The organism is Blastococcus sp. TF02A-26 (assembly GCF_003319125.1).
Classification (GTDB): domain Bacteria; phylum Actinomycetota; class Actinomycetes; order Mycobacteriales; family Geodermatophilaceae; genus Trujillonella.
The window spans coordinates 1-17735 of sequence record NZ_QOHG01000012.1 but is presented as its reverse complement, the minus strand read 5'-3'; the positions used below and the strand labels follow the sequence as shown (position 1 = coordinate 17735).

17 protein-coding genes are annotated in these 17735 nt (G+C 71.0%); 7 read left to right on the top strand and 10 right to left on the bottom strand.

Annotated elements, in window-relative coordinates; genetic code table 11:
* Positions 1 to 33: 33 nt before the first annotated feature.
* Entirely contained in the window at positions 34 to 1662 is a 1629-nt protein-coding gene (locus DQ240_RS14385; RefSeq protein ID WP_199589315.1) for an MFS transporter, read from the bottom strand.
* Positions 1663 to 1789: 127 nt separating this feature from the next.
* Here DQ240_RS14385 and DQ240_RS14380 point away from each other — a divergent pair, with 127 nt between their 5' ends.
* Together DQ240_RS14380 and DQ240_RS14375 are read left to right on the top strand one after the other, a co-directional pair.
* Positions 1790 to 2422 carry a TetR family transcriptional regulator gene (locus tag DQ240_RS14380; protein ID WP_113840313.1) on the top strand — a complete coding sequence of 211 codons (633 nt, stop codon included), beginning with the start codon at positions 1790 to 1792 and terminating at the stop codon, positions 2420 to 2422.
* Positions 2423 to 2566: 144 nt separating this feature from the next.
* The gene (locus DQ240_RS14375; RefSeq protein WP_113840424.1) at positions 2567 to 4108 is read left to right on the top strand and encodes an MFS transporter; all 1542 of its coding nucleotides are present in this window, start codon (positions 2567 to 2569) and stop codon (positions 4106 to 4108) included.
* A gap of 262 nt (positions 4109 to 4370) precedes the next feature.
* Here DQ240_RS14375 and DQ240_RS14370 read toward each other — a convergent pair whose 3' ends face one another.
* The 4 genes from DQ240_RS14370 to DQ240_RS14355 are packed head-to-tail and all read right to left on the bottom strand — an operon-like array spanning position 4371 to position 7209.
* Positions 4371 to 4595, bottom strand: coding sequence for a hypothetical protein (locus DQ240_RS14370; RefSeq protein ID WP_233498727.1), 225 nt, complete (start codon positions 4593 to 4595; stop codon positions 4371 to 4373).
* A gap of 57 nt (positions 4596 to 4652) precedes the next feature.
* The gene (locus tag DQ240_RS14365; RefSeq protein WP_158548696.1) at positions 4653 to 5000 is read right to left on the bottom strand and encodes a DUF4333 domain-containing protein; all 348 of its coding nucleotides are present in this window, start codon (positions 4998 to 5000) and stop codon (positions 4653 to 4655) included.
* Between the two features lie 23 nt (positions 5001 to 5023).
* The gene (locus DQ240_RS14360) at positions 5024 to 6349 is read right to left on the bottom strand and encodes a DUF4407 domain-containing protein (RefSeq protein ID WP_113840311.1); all 1326 of its coding nucleotides are present in this window, start codon (positions 6347 to 6349) and stop codon (positions 5024 to 5026) included.
* Entirely contained in the window at positions 6346 to 7209 is an 864-nt protein-coding gene (locus DQ240_RS14355) for a hypothetical protein (protein ID WP_113840310.1), read from the bottom strand. The genes DQ240_RS14360 and DQ240_RS14355 overlap by 4 nt, the downstream gene beginning before the upstream one ends.
* Positions 7210 to 7444: 235 nt before the next feature.
* Between DQ240_RS14355 and DQ240_RS14350 the strand changes: the two genes are divergently transcribed.
* Entirely contained in the window at positions 7445 to 7657 is a 213-nt protein-coding gene (locus DQ240_RS14350; RefSeq protein WP_113840309.1) for a hypothetical protein, read from the top strand.
* A gap of 45 nt (positions 7658 to 7702) precedes the next feature.
* Positions 7703 to 8599: a carbohydrate kinase family protein gene (locus DQ240_RS14345; protein ID WP_158548694.1), complete on the top strand. Its 897-nt coding sequence runs from the start codon at positions 7703 to 7705 to the stop codon at positions 8597 to 8599.
* A 32-nt stretch (positions 8600 to 8631) separates the two neighbouring features.
* On the opposite strand, the gene DQ240_RS14340 is transcribed toward DQ240_RS14345, so the two are convergent.
* On the bottom strand, positions 8632 to 9447 hold the full coding sequence (locus DQ240_RS14340) for an Ltp family lipoprotein (protein ID WP_199589314.1): 816 nt from the start codon (positions 9445 to 9447) through the stop codon (positions 8632 to 8634).
* Between the two features lie 311 nt (positions 9448 to 9758).
* Between DQ240_RS14340 and DQ240_RS14335 the strand changes: the two genes are divergently transcribed.
* On the top strand, positions 9759 to 10169 hold the full coding sequence (locus DQ240_RS14335; protein ID WP_113840307.1) for a DUF898 family protein: 411 nt from the start codon (positions 9759 to 9761) through the stop codon (positions 10167 to 10169).
* A 123-nt stretch (positions 10170 to 10292) separates the two neighbouring features.
* Here the strand turns inward: DQ240_RS14335 and DQ240_RS23300 are convergent, their stop codons facing one another.
* A complete protein-coding gene (locus DQ240_RS23300) occupies positions 10293 to 10448 on the bottom strand; it encodes a hypothetical protein (RefSeq protein ID WP_158548692.1) in 156 nt (51 codons plus the stop codon).
* Between the two features lie 134 nt (positions 10449 to 10582).
* On the opposite strand from DQ240_RS23300, the gene DQ240_RS14330 reads away from it, so the two are divergent.
* Entirely contained in the window at positions 10583 to 11977 is a 1395-nt protein-coding gene (locus DQ240_RS14330; protein WP_113840306.1) for an ADP-ribosylglycohydrolase family protein, read from the top strand.
* Between the two features lie 4 nt (positions 11978 to 11981).
* Here the strand turns inward: DQ240_RS14330 and DQ240_RS14325 are convergent, their stop codons facing one another.
* Together DQ240_RS14325 and DQ240_RS14320 are read right to left on the bottom strand one after the other, a co-directional pair.
* On the bottom strand, positions 11982 to 12167 hold the full coding sequence (locus tag DQ240_RS14325) for a hypothetical protein (protein ID WP_113840305.1): 186 nt from the start codon (positions 12165 to 12167) through the stop codon (positions 11982 to 11984).
* Between the two features lie 147 nt (positions 12168 to 12314).
* Entirely contained in the window at positions 12315 to 13484 is a 1170-nt protein-coding gene (locus tag DQ240_RS14320) for a thermonuclease family protein (RefSeq protein ID WP_113840304.1), read from the bottom strand.
* Positions 13485 to 13705: 221 nt separating this feature from the next.
* Here DQ240_RS14320 and DQ240_RS14315 point away from each other — a divergent pair, with 221 nt between their 5' ends.
* Positions 13706 to 16810 carry a DUF3427 domain-containing protein gene (locus tag DQ240_RS14315; protein ID WP_113840303.1) on the top strand — a complete coding sequence of 1035 codons (3105 nt, stop codon included), beginning with the start codon at positions 13706 to 13708 and terminating at the stop codon, positions 16808 to 16810.
* 98 nt (positions 16811 to 16908) lie between these two features.
* On the opposite strand, the gene DQ240_RS23295 is transcribed toward DQ240_RS14315, so the two are convergent.
* A partial coding sequence (locus tag DQ240_RS23295; RefSeq protein WP_199589313.1) for a hypothetical protein occupies positions 16909 to 17735 on the bottom strand: 827 nt, incomplete at its 5' end.

Sequence of the window (17735 nt, the reverse complement as noted above, 5' to 3'; positions counted from 1 at the left end):
GGCCGTCCGACGAAGGCTTTCTTCCCTCGCGGGTCACCTGTTCGCTTCGCCTGCGTTTGCGGCCGGCGGCCCGCCCTGGACGACGAAGTCCTTCTGCCGGATGAGGAACGCGCAGGCGACCGCCGCGGCATAGGCGAGCACCGAACCGATCAGCAGGATGTGGTTGAGCGCGTCGACCACCGCCGTGGTGCCGACCCCGGAGATGAGGTCGTACGCCGCGTCGCCGTTCTGCCCGCCGGCCATCTCGCGAGCCCGCTCCGCGGCGGCCTGCACCTGGCCGTTGGACAGCGCCTCGGTCAGCCCGCCGACCGCCTCGCCGGGGACCCGGCCGGCCAGGCCGTCACGCACCGAGGCGGCGACCTCGTGGCTGAAGATCGACCCGAGCGCGGCGATGCCGGTGGCGATGCCGACCTGGCGGAACGTCGAGTTGACCCCTGACGCCATGCCGGCCCGCTCGGGGGGGACGACGCCGACCGCGGTCGAGGCCAGCGGGGTGTTGATCAGCCCGATGCCGGCGCCCGTGACGAGAAGGCCCGGGATCAGGTGGGTCCAGTCGTCGGAGGGCTCGATGCCGGTCATCAGCAGCAGCCCGGTGCCGAGCACGAGGAAGCCCGGCGCGATGAGCCAGCGGGCAGGGACGAACGAGGTGAGCCGGCCGGCGACCGCGGCGACGACGAACGCGGCGCCGGAGAGGAACAGGAACCGCACGCCGGTGCCGACCGCGCTGTAGCCGAGGACGTTCTGCACGTAGATCACCAGGAACGTCAGCAGCGAGAACGCCGAGGCGGAGACGGCGAACGCGGCGATCAGCCCACCGGTGAAGGTCGGCTTGCGCAGCAGCCCGAGGTCGAACATCGGCGAGCGCTGCGTCATCTGGCTTACGACGAACACCGCGAGCAGGACGGCGGCCGCGACCAGGCAGACGACGACGCGGGTCTCGCCCCAGCTGGTCTGACCGGCCTCGATGAGGGCGTAGACCAGGGCGGCGAGGGCGAGGCTGAAGCTGACGAAGCCGAACCAGTCCGGCCGGCCGGCCCGCGGGTCCTGCGACTCCCGCACCTTCAGCAGCGTGATCGCGACCGCGGCGATGCAGATCGGGATGTTGACGAAGAAGATCCAGCGCCAGGAGATGCCACTGGTCAGCACACCGCCCAGCACCGGCCCGACGGCGACCGCCACGCCCGTCGTCGCCCCGAAGGCACCGAACGCGACGCCGCGCTCCCGGCCGGTGAACGCGCTGGAGAGCAGCGCCAGGGCGGTGGCGAACATGGCCGCGCCGCCGATGCCCTGGAAGGCGCGGGCGAGGCAGAGGAACGTGATGTCCTGCGCCAGCCCGCAGGCCAGCGAGCCGAGGGTGAACAGCCCCAGGCCGACGAGGAACACCTTCCGCCGTCCGAACAGGTCGGCCAGGGAGCCGGCGGTGAGCAGCAGCGCGGCGAGCGACAGCGCGTAGGCGTCGATCACCCACTGCAGGCCCGACAGCGACGCGTCGAGCTCGACGGAGATGTCGGGCAGCGCGACGTTCACGATCGTCACGTCGAGCAGCAGCATGAAGACGCCGGTGCAGACCGCGGCCAGCGTCCACCACCGCGCGGGGTCCGCGGGCGGCGCCGCGGCCCCAGGGGCGGCGGGGGTGGGCTGAGCGGTCGGTGCGTCGGTCACCGGCAGATGGTGGACCACGCCAACGACATCTCGCAGGAGCGCCGTCACGGCGAACGCCAGATGAACACGAAACCCGAACGGAGTAAGAACTTGTACTGGGTCCAGGTTTGGGTCTAGCTTTCTCGCCATGGCGATCGGTGGTGGCGCGGCAGGAGAGCAGCGCTGCGTCATCTCCGCCGTCATGGGGCTGCGGGAGCGCAAGAAGCTCGCGGCCTGGCGCACCATCCGGTCGACCGCGCTGCGCCTGATCAGCGAGCGCGGCTTCGACGCGGTGAGCGTGGAGGACATCGCCGCCGAGGCCGGGGTCTCGCGGACGACGTTCTTCAGCTACTTCCCCAGCAAGGAAGCCGTCGTCTTCGACCTCGACCCGGAGGAGGTACGCCAGTGGCGAAATGCGCTGGAGAACTGTCGTACCGACTTGCCACTCTGGGACGCGCTGACCGACCTCGCGCTGAACCTGGCGCCACTCCTGGCCGAGCGGCTGCCGCTGCAGAAGCGGCTGCTCGAGCAGTCGCCGGGGCTGTGCCGGTCGGCGCGCGGCGCCTGTGACAGCTTCGAGCCCGACCTGCGCGAGTGGCTGGGCCGGCGATGTCCGGACGCCGACGACGTACGCACCGCCCTCGTCCTGAACACCGCGATGGCCGCGATCACCACGGCGGTCGACGCATGGGACCCCGACCAGCCGGTCGAGCGGTTCCTGGAGCTCGTGAGCGACTGCCTGCGCTGGGCCGGCGCAGGACTCGCCACCGCTCCGAGCTGAACGCCGTCCCTCTCACTCCTGCCCGGCACTGACCCGCCGGACCCTCCCCGGGCTCACCGCGACGCCGCGCGCCCACCTCGTTCCAGCGCGATGTCACATCCCCGCGACCCGCGCCGTCTCGTCCGTATGAAGGAGCACCTCGTCATGTCCGCTGAAGGACTCGTCGTCCAACCCGGGACCGCCGTCCCCGAGGACCCGACACCGCCGGCACACCCCGCCGTCGACGGGCCCGACCCCAAGCGCTGGCTGGCCCTGGCGGTCATCGCCGTCGCCCAGCTGATGATCATCCTCGACGCGTCCATCGTGAACGTCGCGCTCCCGGTCCTGCAGACCGACCTCGGCGTCAGCGACGCCAACCTGCAGTGGGTCGTCACCGCCTACACGCTCGCGTTCGGTGGTCTGCTGCTGGTCGGCGGCCGCATCGCCGACTTCATGGGCCGCAAGCGGGTCTTCGTCATCGCGCTCGTCGGCTTCGCCATCGCCTCCGGCCTCGGCGGGATCGCCCCCAACGAGGCGCTGCTCTACACCGCCCGCGCGCTCCAGGGCGCGTTCGCCGCGCTCATGGCGCCGGCGGCGCTGTCGATCCTGACGATCACCTTCACCGACCCCAAGGAGCGGGCGCGGGCGTTCGGCGTCTTCGGCGCCATCTCCGGCGGTGGCGCGGCGATCGGCCTGATCCTGGGCGGCGTCCTCACCGAGTACGCCTCGTGGCGCTGGACGCTCGGCGTCAACGTGCCGATCGCGCTGGCCGCCGCGGCGTTCGCCGTCCCGATCGTCAAGGAGAGCCGCGCCGAGGGCGACCGGCACTTCGACATCCCCGGCGTGCTGCTCTCGGCGCTCGGCCTGGTCAGCCTGGTCTACGGCTTCACCAAGGCCGCCGAGGATGGCGTGGGCTGGGGCGACCCGGTGACCATCACGCTGCTCGCGCTCGCCGCCGTCCTGCTGGTCGCGTTCGCCGTGTGGGAGACCCGCACCACGCACCCGCTGCTGCCCACCCGGGTCATCCTCGACCGCGTCCGCGGCGGTTCCTACCTGCTGTTCCTGCTGGTCGGTGCCGGACTCTTCGCGATGTTCCTGTTCCTGACGCTGTACTTCCAGCGGACCCTGGGCTACACCCCGCTCGAGGCCGGCTGGGCGTTCCTGCCCTTCAGCGGCGGCATCATCGTCGGCGCCGGCGTCGTGTCGCAGCTGCTGCCCCGGGTCGGGCCGCGGCCGCTGATGATCACCGGCCTCGTCATGGCCGTGATCGGCATGGCCCTGCTCACCCAGATCGGCGTGGAGAGCTCCTACGTCAGCCACGTGCTGCCCTCGGAGTTGCTGATCAGCCTCGGCATGGCGGCGACGTTCGTGCCGGTGTCCAGCACCGCGCTGGTCGGTGTGGAGCCGCGTGACGCCGGCATCGCCTCGGCGGTGCTGAACACCGCGCAGCAGGTCGGCGGCTCGCTCGGCCTGGCCGTCCTGACGACGATCTTCGCGTCGTCGGTGACCGGCTGGTTCGAGGACAACGCGGCCAAGCTGGCCGACCCGGCGTTCGCCGCGACGGCGGAGGCGCAGGCCTCGGTGACCGGCTACCACTACGCCTTCGCGTCGGCCGCGGGGATCCTGACCCTCGGCCTGCTCGTGGCGATCTTCCTGATCAAGGCGAAGAAGGAGGACCTGCCGGCCGAGGGCGCGATCGCTGCCTGACGCTGCAGTTCTCCTCCGGCGGCGCCGGTGGTCCCTCGGGACCGCCGGCGCCGTCGGCGTTCCGGGGGACTCCCGCACTCTGCCGGCACATTCCGGACGTTGCCGGTGCGATCGGTCCGGCAACGTGGGGAATTGGCCGGCAACGTGCGATGGGTCGGGTGCAGCGCCCAGACGCGGTCGGCCAGCGGCTCGAAGGGGACGACCGTGACCGTCAGCTCGACCGGGTCCACTCCCCGCCGGTGCCGGCGGTCGACGACCATCCTCACCGCCGGTCGTCGTCGCGCAGACGGACGATCTCGTCCGCGCCGAGCTGCGTGCCGGTGGTGAGGATGCGCTGCTGCACGCGATCCCAGAGGTCCGCGGGCGCCGGCCGGCGCGCGAGCTCCACGAGCCGCGCGCGGACGTATTCCTGGAGTGACTGACCCTCGCGCGCCGCCCTCGCAGCCAGCTCGTCCCGGATCTCGTCCGGGACGTCGGGGATGGTCATGGAGACGGGCATGCATGCAGCTTGGCAGCGGCGCATGCGTATCGGCGAGGACGACGGTCAGCCGGTCTCCGACCACCTGTAGCTGCCGTCGTCGTCGGTGATCTCGAGGGTGATGGTCACGTCCTCGCCCCCGACCTCCCCGAAGCACTGGTAGTCGATCCCCGCAGTGACGACCATGGCGCCCGGGCAGGTGAGGTAGTCGAGGGCCACGCCGTTGCGCTCCTCGTACTGCTCGCTGATCTGTTGCACGACCGCGTCGGTGTCGAGGCGGACGTCGCCGGAGGGGTCCTCCGTGACGACCGGCTCGTTGTCCGCCGGTGGTGCCGGCGTCGCCGGCCCGTCCACCTCGGTCGAGCACCCGGTGATCACCAGGGTCGCTGCGAGCAGTCCCCGGGCGGCGTTCACGCCGCGGACGGTACGGACGCCCGTCAGGCCATGCCCGCCATCGAGTCGTCGACGCGCCGCGGGTCGCCGGGCGTCAGCTGCTCGTCGCGCCAGCGGTCGATCTGCTGCCGGGTGACGTCCAGCTGCGCCTCGAGCACCATGCCGGTGGCGCGTGACTCCGCCTCCAGGGTGCGGGCGGCGCGCGCCTCGGCGGCGGCCAGCCCGGTGCGGGCGACGGCGTCGGCCTCCTCGTACTCGGCCTGGAGCCGCAGCCGGATGCGCTCCTCGGTCTGCTCCTCGTCGAGCTTGACCAGCCGCTCGTAGAGCGTGGGCGGGGCGAGCATCAGCATCGTCTTGAAGATGATCGGCAGGCACTCGATCGCGGTCATGAAGGCGAAGAGCATGAGGTGGGCGGTGTGCAGCGCCGGGTCGTCCTCACCGAGCCGGTCGAGCGCCGAGAGCCGGGCGAGGATGCCGTCGCTGCCGTCGACCTCCGCCTCGTGCTGGGCGATCGCGTCGGCGCGGGCTTCCTGGGCGGCGGTGACCTCGGCCTGCAGCGCCGCCAGGCGGGCCTGCTGGTCGGCGCGGTTCTGCTCGTCCTCGGCGGTGAGCTGCTGGAGCACCTGGGCCTTCAGCGTCACGAGCTCCGCGGCCAGCGCGTCCCGCTCGGCCTCGGCCTGCTCCATCTCCTGCCGCTTCGACTCGGTGACCGGGCCCTCGCCGCGGTCGCCGGTCCCGCCCGAGCCGTCGAGCTCGGCGAGGTAGGCGGCCTTCGCCGCCTCGTAGCGGATCGAGGCCTCGTCGGCGCGCCGCTGCAGGTCGACGACGGCCGGGTCCTGGTCGACGTCGGCCGCGGTGACGCCGTCGGCGATGTCGGCCTGGAGGTCGGCGATCTGCTGCTGCTGGGCCGGGATCTCGGCGTAGCGGCTGTCGGCCGCGAGCTGCTCCGTGAACTCGTTCTCCCGCTCGTTGGCGGTCTCCTGCACCTGCACGTCGATCTCGGACGCGAAGACGGCCAGCGTGAGCGGCGTCGACACGACGGCACCGATGAGCAGCGCCAGCATGACGCGCGGCACGGCCATGGCGAGCGTGCCGAGCGTGGACTTCAGCCGGGGCGTGGAGACGACGAGCCAGCGGTCGAGGGTGAGGATCACCAGTCCCCAGGCCAGGCCGCCGAGCACGGCGAACGGCAGGGAGAGGTGCAGCGCCAGGTGCAGCGCGTAGGTCGCGGAGACGACGGCGATGGCCGAGACCGAGACGAGGACCGCACCCATCGCGACCTGCTTGGTGCGCTCCTGGGGCGCCTGACGCAGGACCTCGCGGTCCGCGCCGGAGACGGTCAGGAAGAAGTCGCCGATCCGCTTCGTCACCGGGTGGTTCCGCCGAGGCGCGCGCCCACAGTGGGCGGCAGGCCGACGAGGCCGTCGGGCAGCAGCGCCGTCCGCGACCGCCGACGGGCCGCGGCCGCGTAGAGGGCGTCAAGCCGCGCCGCGACGGACGCGCCGGCGCCGACGCTGGCGGCGACGTCGACGCGCAGCGCGACCGAGGGGGCAGGGGTGCCGGCCGGCGGCTGCAGCGGCGGCGCGGCGGTGGCGACGACGGTCGGGGTGTTGACCGGGACCTCGGCGTACCGGTTGCGTCCGATGACCTCGACCGAGCGCGTGCTGCGGATGCGCACCTGCGCCTCGCCGCACGCCGGGTAGCCGCGTTTGCCGTCGACGACGACGTCGTGGACGTGCTCGAAGCACCAGGTGACGTGGACCGGCGAGCCGGGCCGGACGATGTGGTGGCTGACGGAGAGAGCACGCAGGACCGGCGGCTGGCCGACCGGGAGCTCCGCGTCCTGCTGCACGCCGTGCCGGCAGCTGCTCATGACGGGTTCCGGCGGGGCTGCGGGTACCGGCGCGGCGGTCCGGCGCTCGGCCTCGACGCGGCGAACCTCGCTGAGCCACTGGTCGGTGAAGGGCAGGCCCGACTCACGGGCGTCGTCCCGCTTGGGGTGGCTCGGCAGCATGTCGCGCCAGTTCGCGCGCAGCCAGGCGAGGAAGACGAGCACGAAGACGGACCACACGAGGACGAGGAACAGCTCGCCCAGGAAGGTCTGCACGCGGTCGGCCTCGAGGTGGCCACGCCACTCGGTGTTGTTCGTCAGCGCGATGGTGGCGCCGAGCAGCAGGCACAGGGCCCAGCCGACGACGAGCGGGTCACGACGCAGCGGTTCCTTGAACATCTCTCCCCCGAGAGCGCGGGTTCGCACCGCGCGAGCTGTTGCACCGGAACTCGATCGACTCGATCGCTCCGCGCCCTTTGTAACGCTGCGTGATCACCGAGGGGAATCACCTTCACCCGTTCGGTGGCCCGCTGCGGGCCCCGGCCACGGTCGGTGATGCGGGTGGCCCCTCGTGCGGGTGACGGACCTTGTCGGCTGACGCCGGAGCGGACGTTCCGGACCCGATGACCCTGTCGTGAAGATGCTCTCTGCGCTCCGCGGCCTGTCCGCCGTCCACTGGGCGCTCGTCCTCGGCTGCCCAGCGCTGCTGGCCGGCGTGGTGGCTCTCGGGATCGCCGTCGCTCCGTCCGGCTACGACGACGGGCCGGGTCGCGAGACGGAGAACGATGGGGCCGCCACCGTCGAGACCTCCGAGCCGCCGGCGCCGGCCGGCGACATCGGCGGCTGACGTCTTCGCTGGCCTCCGCACGCGCTGCGGAGGCAGGCTGAGTCCGTGACGGACGCTCCTGCGTGGCCCCGATCAGCGGGCACCGGTCCGGTCGTCGCGCTCGGGAAGCTGGTCGCCGACCAGGTGCTGGAGTTGTCGGGGCCGCTGGTGGTCGGTGGGCAGCAGCGGGTGGCGCGGACGACGTCGGCCGGTGGTGCAGCGGCGAACGTGTCGGCGGGAGTGGCTGCCGTCGGCGTGCCGGCGCGACTGGCCGGCTGGGCGGGCGCCGACCCAGTCGCTGATGGACTGCTGGCCGGGCTGGCGACACGGGGTGTCGACGTGGCTGTCGTGCGGCGCGGGCGGGCGCCGCTGACGACGGTGCTGGTGCACCCGGACGGCGAGCGGACGATGCTCACCGACCGCGGCGAGGGCGGGCTGCAGGTGGCCGACGTCGTGCCGGCGTGGGTGGCCGATGCGGCCGACGTCCACCTGGACGCCTACGACCTGCTCCGCTCCCCCGCCGCGCTGGCTGCCGCGGCTGCGCTGGCGCGGGAGGCCGGCGTGCCGGTGAGCGTGGACGTCGCCGCGGCGACGCGGATCGCGCTGCACGGGGTGGAGCGGTACGTGGAGCTGCTCGCTGCGCTGACGGCGGACGTCTTGTTCTGCAACGCCGACGAGGCGCAGGTGCTGGGGCTGGCCGGTGCGCTGCCGTCGTGGGCGCCGGAGCTGGTGCTGGTGCACGCCGGGGCGTCGCCGACGGGGGTGGTGACGCGGGCCGGGTCGTGGTCGGTGCCGGTGCCGCCTCTGGCGTCGGTGCGGGACACCACCGGGTGCGGGGACGCGTTCGCGGCCGGGGTGCTGGTCGGTTGGAGAGCCGGGGTGCCGGTGCTGGAGGCGGTCGAGTCAGGCCACGCGGCGGCCGCGGTGGTCGCCGGCGTGCTGGGCGCCCAGCCGCCGCTCTGACCGGTCGACAACCGGTCAGAGCGGCTACGGGGTCAGAAGCCGACCTGGGTCACGCCGTACTCGGCCTGAGCGGGAGTGAAGCCCTCGAACTCCAGCTGCTCGATGAGGCCGGAGCGGGAGAACGACATCATGTCCAGGTAGTTCTGGGCGGACCGGGCCGCCTGGACGTTCCAGTCGACGGTGATGTTGTCGACGGCCCACGTGGCGTCCGCGGTCGAGTAGCCCTCGAACTCGAGCTGCCCGATGAGACCGGACCGCGAGAAGGACATGAAGTCGAGGTAGTCCTCTGCGGACGAGCGGGCGTTCCGCTGACCCATGCTCGCGTCCGGTGCCGGCGCGGCCGCAGGGGCGGGGGCGGGAGCCGGGACACGTGCCGAGGTCGGCGCGGGCGCAGGTGCCGGCGCGGGGGCCGGTGCCGGTGCCGGTGTGGAATTCGGGGCAGGAGCCGGCGCGGGGGTCTCCTCCACCGGATCGGCGGCGGTGGGGGCCGACTCCTCGACCTGCGCACTGGAGGAGCTGGCGGCCGGGGCGCTGTCCGTGTCGTCCTTGGGTGAGACCGCGCCGGCGATGATGCCGATCGCCAGGACACCAGCCGGGATCGCAAAGCGCTTCTTCTTGAACCACGGACGCTCGGTCGGGGTGCCCCCGCCCAGCGGCCCCTGGGGGACCTGCGGGGCCGGGTACTGCGGGGGCGGGAACTGCTGCGTCGGCGGGACCGCGCCGAACGGCGGCGGCGTGAACCGCTGGGTCGCGTCGTCGCCGGCGTTGGGCGTCGGGCCGGACGCGGGGATCTGCGGCGGGTTCGAGCCGGCCCCGCTCTCCGGCGGACCCCAGTTCTCGTAGGACATGGCTGCTACCTCTTTCGCCGAAACTGTCGGATGTGCTGCGACAGCTCGACGACTCCCCCGTCGCGCCTGCGAGGTCGAGGGACCTCACGCGCCGCCCCGGCAGTCTGTGTCGCAACAGACTCGCTTCCCTGAGACACGCCGGTTCCCTATCCCGTATCGGGACGAGTGGGTCGGGAACCCACGGGTGGGACTCAGGTGTCGGAGGCTCTGGCGCCGGTGGCCGACCCGTTGTTCTGGCACTCAGCAGTACCGGTCGACCTTCTCACTGCCGATGGGCTGGTGGACCGATCCACTCACCCACGGGGGACCATATGGCCAAGTCAGGACGCTTCCGCTTCGACGGCGGCGCGGCAACCTACGTCGGGACCGGCATCCTCGCCGTCCTCATCACCGTCTGCACGCTCGGCATCTGCTACCCGTTCGCGCTCGTGCTGCGTGAGCGCTGGCGGGCCAAGCACTCGTACATCGACGGCTACCCGCTCGTCTTCACCGGGTCCGCCACCGGACTCTTTGGCAACTGGCTCAAGTGGTTGTTCCTCAGCATCATCACCCTCGGCATCTACCTGTTCTGGGTGGGTCCGCGGATCGCCGAGTGGAAGTGGGAGCACACCGACTTCGACCGCAGCCGGACGCCGCTGCAGCTGACCGATGCCTCGCGGATGGTCGCGGTGCCGGGTGGCGCCTACCTGCCGCCCGCGCAGCCGGTCGCCTGCGGGTTCTGACTCCCGACGCACGAGAAGGCAGGAGCGCAGGCCACGGGGGCCTGCGCTCCTGCCGTCCGTCGTATGAGCGTGTGAGCCCCCGGCTTAGACGCCGTCCCCGGAGGTGAGAGCGGCCCTCGTCGATCAGCGCGTGCGGACGTCCGGGCGGGGCTGCGACGGGCGGAACCCGGGATCGAAGCGCAGCGTGGGCTCGAGGGTCTGGTCGTCGTCCGGACGCGCGTGACGTCCTGCCCGGGGCAGTCTGAACTCCGCGGTCTCGTCGAGCAGGTGCCTGGCCATGACGCCGTCCTTCCGTAGTCGGTCGGGAGCGAAAGGTACGGAGTTCCGTGGCCGGGCGAGCGTCTGCTGAGCCACGCGGGAAGGCTGGGACGACCCTGTGAAGGCAGTCACGACCCGTGGGGGAAGCTCGGCTCATGGCTGCCCTTCACCGCTCCTCGCGCGCCGCCGGCGCCCTCGTCGGCTCGGCTGTCGGGGACGCGCTCGGAGCGCCCTTCGAGTTCGGACCGCCCAGCCAGTTCACCGCGCGCTTCCCCGTGCCGGCTCGCGGGTCGAGAACGGAGATGTGTGGCGGCGGGTCGCTTGACTGGGAGCCGGGCGAGTTCACCGACGACACGCAGATGGCACTGCTGGTCGCCCAGTCGCTGGTGGAGCACGCCGGGCTGGACGAGGCGGACGTCTTCGACCGCTTCCGCGCCTGGGCGTCGGCTGACCCGCCGGACATCGGCAACCAGACGCGCGCCGTCCTCGGGTCGGGTCGCTCCTGGGACGTCGCGGCTGCGGAGCACTTCGCCGGGTCCGGGCACGCGGCCGGCAACGGGTCGCTGATGCGGACGACGCCCGCGGCGATCAAGTTCGCGCCCGCCGGCACCGCCGCCACGATGGACGCCGCCCGGCGGATCTCGGCGCTCACCCACGGCGACCCGTCGGCCGGAGAGGGGTGCGCGGTCTTCCACGAGCTGATGCGGGTGGCGCTGGACGGCGGGGATGTCCTGGCCGCCATCCCCTCGGCGCTTCCGTTGGTGCTTGCGGAGCACCAGGAGCGCTGGGCGACGGTGCTGGCGCCGGACTGGACGCCGGAGCAGGCAACCGAGAGCAATGGCGCGGTGTGGCCGACGCTCGGCCAGGCGGTGTGGGCGCTGCGGAATGGCACCGACTTCGCCTCCGTGCTCCGCCTGGTCATCGACCTGGGCGGGGACGCCGACACGGTCGCGTGCGTGGCCGGCGGGCTGGCCGGCGCGGTGTACGGGATGGGCGGCATCCCGTCGCGGTGGGCGTCGGCGGTGCACGGTCGAGTGCCCGGGCACGGCGACCGGGTGTGGCGGCTGGCGGACCTGCAGCAACTCGCTGCGGCGCTGGACTCGGGCGTGCAGCAGAGCTACGACCCCGGCGTCATCCCGCGGATCGGGCCGGCGGAGGTCCTGCCGGGGATCTGGGCGGGGAACCTGGACGGCGCCCGGTACAGCGACGAGGACTTCGCCGTTATCTCGCTGTGCCGGCTGGGCGAGCCGTTCCCGCACCCGGTGCACCGGATGGCCTACATCGCGGACAACGAGTACAACGCCGACCTCGACGTGATGCTGGCCGACGTCCTCGACGACATGAAGGCGCTGAAGGACGAAGGGCACCGTCTGCTGGTGCACTGCCACGGCGGCGCCTCACGCACCGGGCTGGTGCTGCGCGGCTACCTCGTGCGCGAGGAGGGGATGTCGGTCGAGGAGGCCACGCGCCACGTTGCCGAGCGCTGGCCGCACCTCGGCCTGTGGAACGCCAGCTTCACCGGCGCGCTGGAGCGCCTGGCCGCGCGCTGAGCTCCTACTGGTTCCGGTCCTGCGGCGCGGGCGGAGCCGGCTTCGGCCGCTCGCGGAAGCCCGGGTCAAAGCGCTGGGTGGCCTCCGGCTGGGCGGCGGCCTCATCAATGTGGTCGTCGTCCTCGGCCGCGTGCTTGCCCGGCCGGGGCATCTTGAACTCGGCGGTCTCGTCGTTCAGGTGCCTCGCCACGATGGGTCCTCCCCCTGCTCGTCTGCGCCCAGCGTACGGAGCCCGCCACCGCGGCGCGGGCCGAGGACGGCCATAAATGCGACGGGATCAGGACTTCCGGCCTTGACTGGCGTCAGAAGGAGTTGCAACGGCATGTGTTCGCCAGCATCAGCCGATCGGCAGGCGCGTCGTGCAGTCAATCTTGGTGTAGCGGCGTCCCTGGTCGTCGACGGACGTGCCGTTAGGGCCGTATGCCCGACAACCCGTGTAGTTGTCCGAGCCTCCCGACGGGGCAGGTGCCGGAGCCGGAGCGGGGACCGGAGCAGGAGCCGGGGTGGGGACCGGAGCCGGAGCCGGAGCCGGAGCCGGCGCAGGAGTCGGCCGTGAACCACCGCTGGAGCTACCGCCACTCGACGCAGGACCGGTGGGCCGCGGCGTTGGGGAAGCCGCCGCCTGCTCGGCGGCCGCCTGGGCAGCCGCCGCCTGCTGGGCCGCGGCTTCTTCGGCGGTCCGCTGGGCCTCCTCGGCCGCTTGCAGTGCTTGGGTGTAGGTCGTCGCGTTCGTTCGCCGGAGGGCGCTCAGTTGCTCCTTCACCACGATCATTCGACCGCGCATGTCCGCTAGGCCGTCTCGGTCGAAGGCAACGAGCGGGTAGACGTCCACGTCGCCGTTCAGGACCGCGAGGAGCGCAACGGCGTCGAGGAACGCCGAGTCGAATGCAGAGCCTGCTGCAGCAATGTCTTCGGGGAGAGCAGTGACAGGCGGCGGCTCGGTCGCCGCAGCCTGCTCCAGTGCCTGAACCTGAGCCGGCAGGGTGCACTCGATTTCGGACGCGAACAGGCCGCGACCCTGCTCCTCCGCCTCCAGCTGGGCGGCCTGCACCTCATCGAGGAACCTGGTGTTACCACCGACGCTCATGGCGACACCCAGACCTTCACGGGCGATGTCGGCATTGATGAGCCGCCCGCCGAGGAAGACACCCGCCAGTTGCCGGCCGTACCCGTCGGTCCGCTCCTCGTCGAACTCCAAGCGCACGGACGTGCCTGCCGGAAGCGCCCTGTGCAGGTACTCCGACGCCTCGGGCCCAAGGCACTCGACCGGCTCGTTGGGGTTGACGGTCTCCGGAGTGTCGATGTTGAGCAATCGCACCCGGTGCTCTTCGCCGTCGTAGCTGACATCGATGGTGTCGCCGTCCACCACGTCGACGACCGTCGCGCCGACCGATTCATCCGGTCCTGTCAAAGCCGCGGCGCCCATCCCTATGGCACCGCCAATGAATGCGGCGCCGGCGATGAGGGCGGCGATCTTCGGCGCCGAGAGGGACAGCAGCGCGTGCAACGGACTCCTAAGGGGCGAGAGGGCCGTGTGAGCGTAAAGCTGGGCCGTTCGTGATTTGCGCGCTTTGGGCCAGCCTCACCCGACGTGGCGAGGTGATTGGCATCCCGAGGACGCTCGATCGAGGCGCTCACTAGGCGGTAGCGCGTCGCGATCAGTGGACGCGCCCTCCCGTACGCACGAGCCACAATAGTCACGAGGCACCTTCCCGATACCTTCGCCACATGGGGGACGTTTTCGCTGGCCTGTACGAGGACCTCATCACCGAGCGTCTCCAGACGCAGCTCGACGCTCTTCCGCCCGCGCTGACTCAGCTGGGTCAGGTCGACCCGGTGGACGCCCACGTCGCGCTGACGCGACATGTCGCTCAATCAGCTGCCAAGGCGCTGCGGCTCGCCGGCGGTAGCGACAGCCAGGCGGTCGCGCGGCAGTTCGAATTGGCGAACCGCATCCTCGCGGCGATCAACGAGATGGCCGGGGATCCCGACAGCAGCGATCTCCAGCTAGTCGCGCCGCCGCAAGTGCTTCTCGGGGTCGCGGAACCGAGCGGGATCCCGGGACCGCCCAGCTTCCCGGCGCGTCCGGACATCCCGCTGACCGCCAGCGCCCTTTTGGTGAACGGCCCCAATGAGCCACGAATCGGGCACGAGGTGCAGCGGGAGTTCGCTTCGGCAGAAGATGTCGACCTGCTCTGCGCATTCATCAAGTGGCGGGGGCTGCTCCTCATCGAGGACGCCGTCCGCCGCCTCGTCGCCCGAGGCGGGCGGCTGCGCGTCATCACCACGACGTACATGGGCGCCACCGATCAGCGCGCCCTCGATCGCCTGGTTGAGCTCGGCGCCGAGGTGAAGGTGTCCTACGAGACGCGGACGACCCGCCTCCATGCCAAGGCCTGGCTCTTCCACCGCTCTACGGGCCTGTCGACCGCGTACGTCGGTTCGTCCAACCTCTCGCACACCGCCATGCACGACGGGCTGGAGTGGAACGTCCGCCTCTCATCCGTCGAGCAGGCTCACCTGCTTGCGACGTTCGAGGAGACCTTCGCCAGCTACTGGGCCGATCCGTCGTTCGAGACGTACCAGCCTGCCGAGGACGGCGATCGGCTGCGGCAGGCACTGAACGCCGAGAGAGGCGGCCCCACCGATCTGCCCATCCAGATCACCGCCCTGGACGTCCGCCCCTACGGCTACCAGCAAGAGATCCTCGACAAGCTCGATGCCGAGCGCAGAGTGCACGACCGCTGGCGGAACCTCGTCGTGATGGCCACGGGCACGGGGAAGACCGTCGTCTCTGCGTTGGACTACCGCCGGCTCCGCGCAGCGGACGGCATCGACAGTGTCCTGTTCATCGCCCACCGCGAGGAGCTGCTGGCACAGAGCCTATCCACGTTCCGCCACGTGCTGCGGCAGGGGGACTTCGGCGAGCTCTTCGTCGGCGGCCAGCGCCCGCGGGAGTGGACGCATGTGTTCGCCTCGGTGCAGTCCCTCACTCACTTGTCCCTGGACGAGCTGGATCCGACGCGCTTCGACCTCGTCGTGATCGACGAGTTCCACCACGCCGAGGCGGCCACATATCGCCGCCTGCTCGAGCACCTGAAGCCGAAGGTGCTGGTCGGCCTCACCGCCACGCCCGAGCGCACCGATGGCGCCGACGTCCGGTCGTGGTTCGACGGGCGGTCCGCGGTGGAGCTGCGCCTGTGGGAGGCGCTCGAGCAACGCCTGCTCTCGCCGTTCCAGTACTTCGGGATTCACGACGACGTGGCCCTTGACCAGCTCCGGTGGCGTCGTGGCAAGGGCTATGACGTCGCCCAGCTGACGAGCATCTACACGGGCAACGACCACCGTGTCCGGCTGGTGCTGCAAGCCGTTCGGGACAAGATCGAGGACCCGGGCCGCATGCGCGCACTCGGGTTCTGCGTGAGCGTGCAGCACGCGATCTACATGGCAGAGAAGTTCACGGCAGCCGGCATCCCGAGCCGGGCGGTCACGGCGACCTCTTCTCGCGAGGAGCGGAAAGCGGCGCTCGACGCGCTCCGAGACCGGACCGTCAACGTGCTTTTTGCGGTGGATCTCTTCAACGAGGGCCTCGACATCCCCACCGTCGACACTGTGCTGTTCCTCCGGCCGACTGAGAGCGCCACAGTCTTCCTGCAGCAACTCGGCCGCGGCCTGCGCCTCGCCGACGACAAGCCGTGCCTGACGGTGCTCGACTTCATCGGCGCCCAGCACACGGAGTTCCGCTTCGACCTGCGGTTACGCGCGCTGACCGGCAGTTCTCGACGGGGGCTGCAGCGTGACGTGGAGCAGGCATTCCCGCGCCTACCGGCCGGCTGCCACATCCAGCTGGACCGGGTCGCCGAGAAGATCATCCTCGACAACATCAGGCAGTCACTGTCGGTGTCCTGGAAGGGATTGGTCAGCGAGGCCCGCCGCCTACAGCGTCCGACGCTGACGGAGTTCGTTGAAGACACGGGGATCGAGCTGGAGGACCTGTATCGCGGGAGCGGCCGGAGCTGGCTCGACCTGCGGCGCACAGCAGGGTGGGAGGAGGACCCGGCTGGCCCGGACGACGCCGCTCTCGGCGCCGCCTTCGGGCGCATGCTGCACGTCGACGACGAGGAACGGCTGCAATTCCTCCAATCTGCCGCCGCGGGCGCCGCAATCGACGAGGACGAGCGACTCGGCCGCCTGACCGCGATGCTCCACTTCTCGCTGTTCGGTTCGCGCACGCCGTTCAGCAGCGTGGAGGCCACGCTTGCCCGGCTGCTGGCGAACCGCGCCCGCGCCGACGAACTCAGCGAGCTCAGCGGCGTCCTCCATGAGCGCATCGAGCGGGTGACTCCCGCGTTGGAAGTGGACGGTCCTCGACCGCTGCACGTCCACGCGCGCTACAGCCGCGACGAGGCACTGGCTGCCTTCGGGATGCGCGACCTCAACGGGACGTGGGGCTCCGGCGTGCGCTGGGTGCCCGGCGATCTGGCCGACGTCTTCTTCGTGACGCTGCGCAAAACGGAGGCGCACTTCTCCCCCACGACCATGTATGCCGACCGAGCCATCTCGCCGACGCTCTTCCAGTGGGAGTCGCAGAACGCAACCGCGGAGCGGTCACCTACTGGCCAGCGGTATATCTACCACCGTGACATGGGCACGTCCGTCCACCTCTTTATCCGCGAATCGAAGGTCGCGGACGGGACACTGGGAACGCCGCCCTACCTCTACGCCGGACCGATGACGTATCTGTCGCACGCCGGCGAGCGCCCCATGCGGATCCTTTGGAAGCTTCAGCATGCGCTTCCAGGGGAGGTCTTCCATGCGGCGAAGGTGGCGTAGCCATCACGACGCTGAACCGCAACCGCGGATAACCCGACACGGCTGAACGGCGGTCGCCGCTCGCTCGCTGCGTGCGAGCACGGGGTGTGCTCCCCCGATCAGTTCGACGTGGGCAGGTCCTCACCTTCGGCGGCATCCGTTGCCTGCTGCCGGAACCACTCCAAGTGGCTGAGTAGGGCCTGCCGAGCCACCTCCCCTGCAGTCACGTCGACGTGGAAGCCGGGACGCATAGAGACCTTGGCGATGGGCAGCTCGATTCCGGGCACCTCGTTCAGGCGGCGACGGAACGCGTCTCGAAGGTCCCAGCGGTCGAACGGAGGGCGATACAGCAGGTACTGGAAGACCACCTCGACTTTCCCTGAGGGGTAAACGGTGAGGGGCCAGATCTTGTCGCCCAGCTTGGCCGCCTCAGTTGCCATCATGTAGCAAGAGACCTCCCCCGCCTCCCCGAACTCCAGGCGCCCGCCGAGCTTGGTCCACCCGTCGAGGAGGGCGAGGAGGCCGTGGACGGTCTCCGGACTCTGAGCCTCACCCAACTGGCCGATGAAGCGATCGCGTAAGTCAGCTTGTGCGTCCAACGCAGGCACGGAGAGCTCGGCCGGTGGCGTCTCCGGCTCGAGGCCCACCAGCAGCGCGAGTTCACTACTCGTGAAGCGCTGCGCTTTTGACGCTCGACCCGCGTCGTCAAATTGGACCCCCTCGTCCCGAAGCATCTGCTCGGGGCTGTCAGTCCGCCCCGGCTCGAGCCAGCGGAAGTCCGGTGAGACGACGCCCGCGGCCTTCAGAACGCGGTGGGCAGGGATTGCTGCGCCTTCAGTTGACACTCGTTCTGCGGAATCTTGTCCCGTGGGAAGGATGTCGCTGTGCCCAAGAAGTTCCCGCCGGAGTTCAAGCGTGACGTGGTCCGGGTCGCCCGCCGCGGTGA

Excerpts from the sequence above, each read along its gene's own strand:
- DQ240_RS14380 (WP_113840313.1), top strand. The coding sequence starts at position 1,790 with ATGGCGATCGGTGGTGGCGCGGCAGGAGAGCAGCGCTGCGTCATCTCC.
- DQ240_RS14375 (WP_113840424.1), top strand. The coding sequence starts at position 2,567 with ATGTCCGCTGAAGGACTCGTCGTCCAACCCGGGACCGCCGTCCCCGAG.
- DQ240_RS14370 (WP_233498727.1), bottom strand. The coding sequence starts at position 4,595 with ATGACCATCCCCGACGTCCCGGACGAGATCCGGGACGAGCTGGCTGCG.
- DQ240_RS14355 (WP_113840310.1), bottom strand. The coding sequence starts at position 7,209 with ATGTTCAAGGAACCGCTGCGTCGTGACCCGCTCGTCGTCGGCTGGGCC.
- DQ240_RS14340 (WP_199589314.1), bottom strand. The coding sequence starts at position 9,447 with ATGTCCTACGAGAACTGGGGTCCGCCGGAGAGCGGGGCCGGCTCGAAC.
- DQ240_RS14335 (WP_113840307.1), top strand. The coding sequence starts at position 9,759 with ATGGCCAAGTCAGGACGCTTCCGCTTCGACGGCGGCGCGGCAACCTAC.
- DQ240_RS23300 (WP_158548692.1), bottom strand. The coding sequence starts at position 10,448 with ATGGCCAGGCACCTGCTCGACGAGACCGCGGAGTTCAGACTGCCCCGG.
- DQ240_RS14330 (WP_113840306.1), top strand. The coding sequence starts at position 10,583 with ATGGCTGCCCTTCACCGCTCCTCGCGCGCCGCCGGCGCCCTCGTCGGC.
- DQ240_RS14315 (WP_113840303.1), top strand. The coding sequence starts at position 13,706 with ATGGGGGACGTTTTCGCTGGCCTGTACGAGGACCTCATCACCGAGCGT.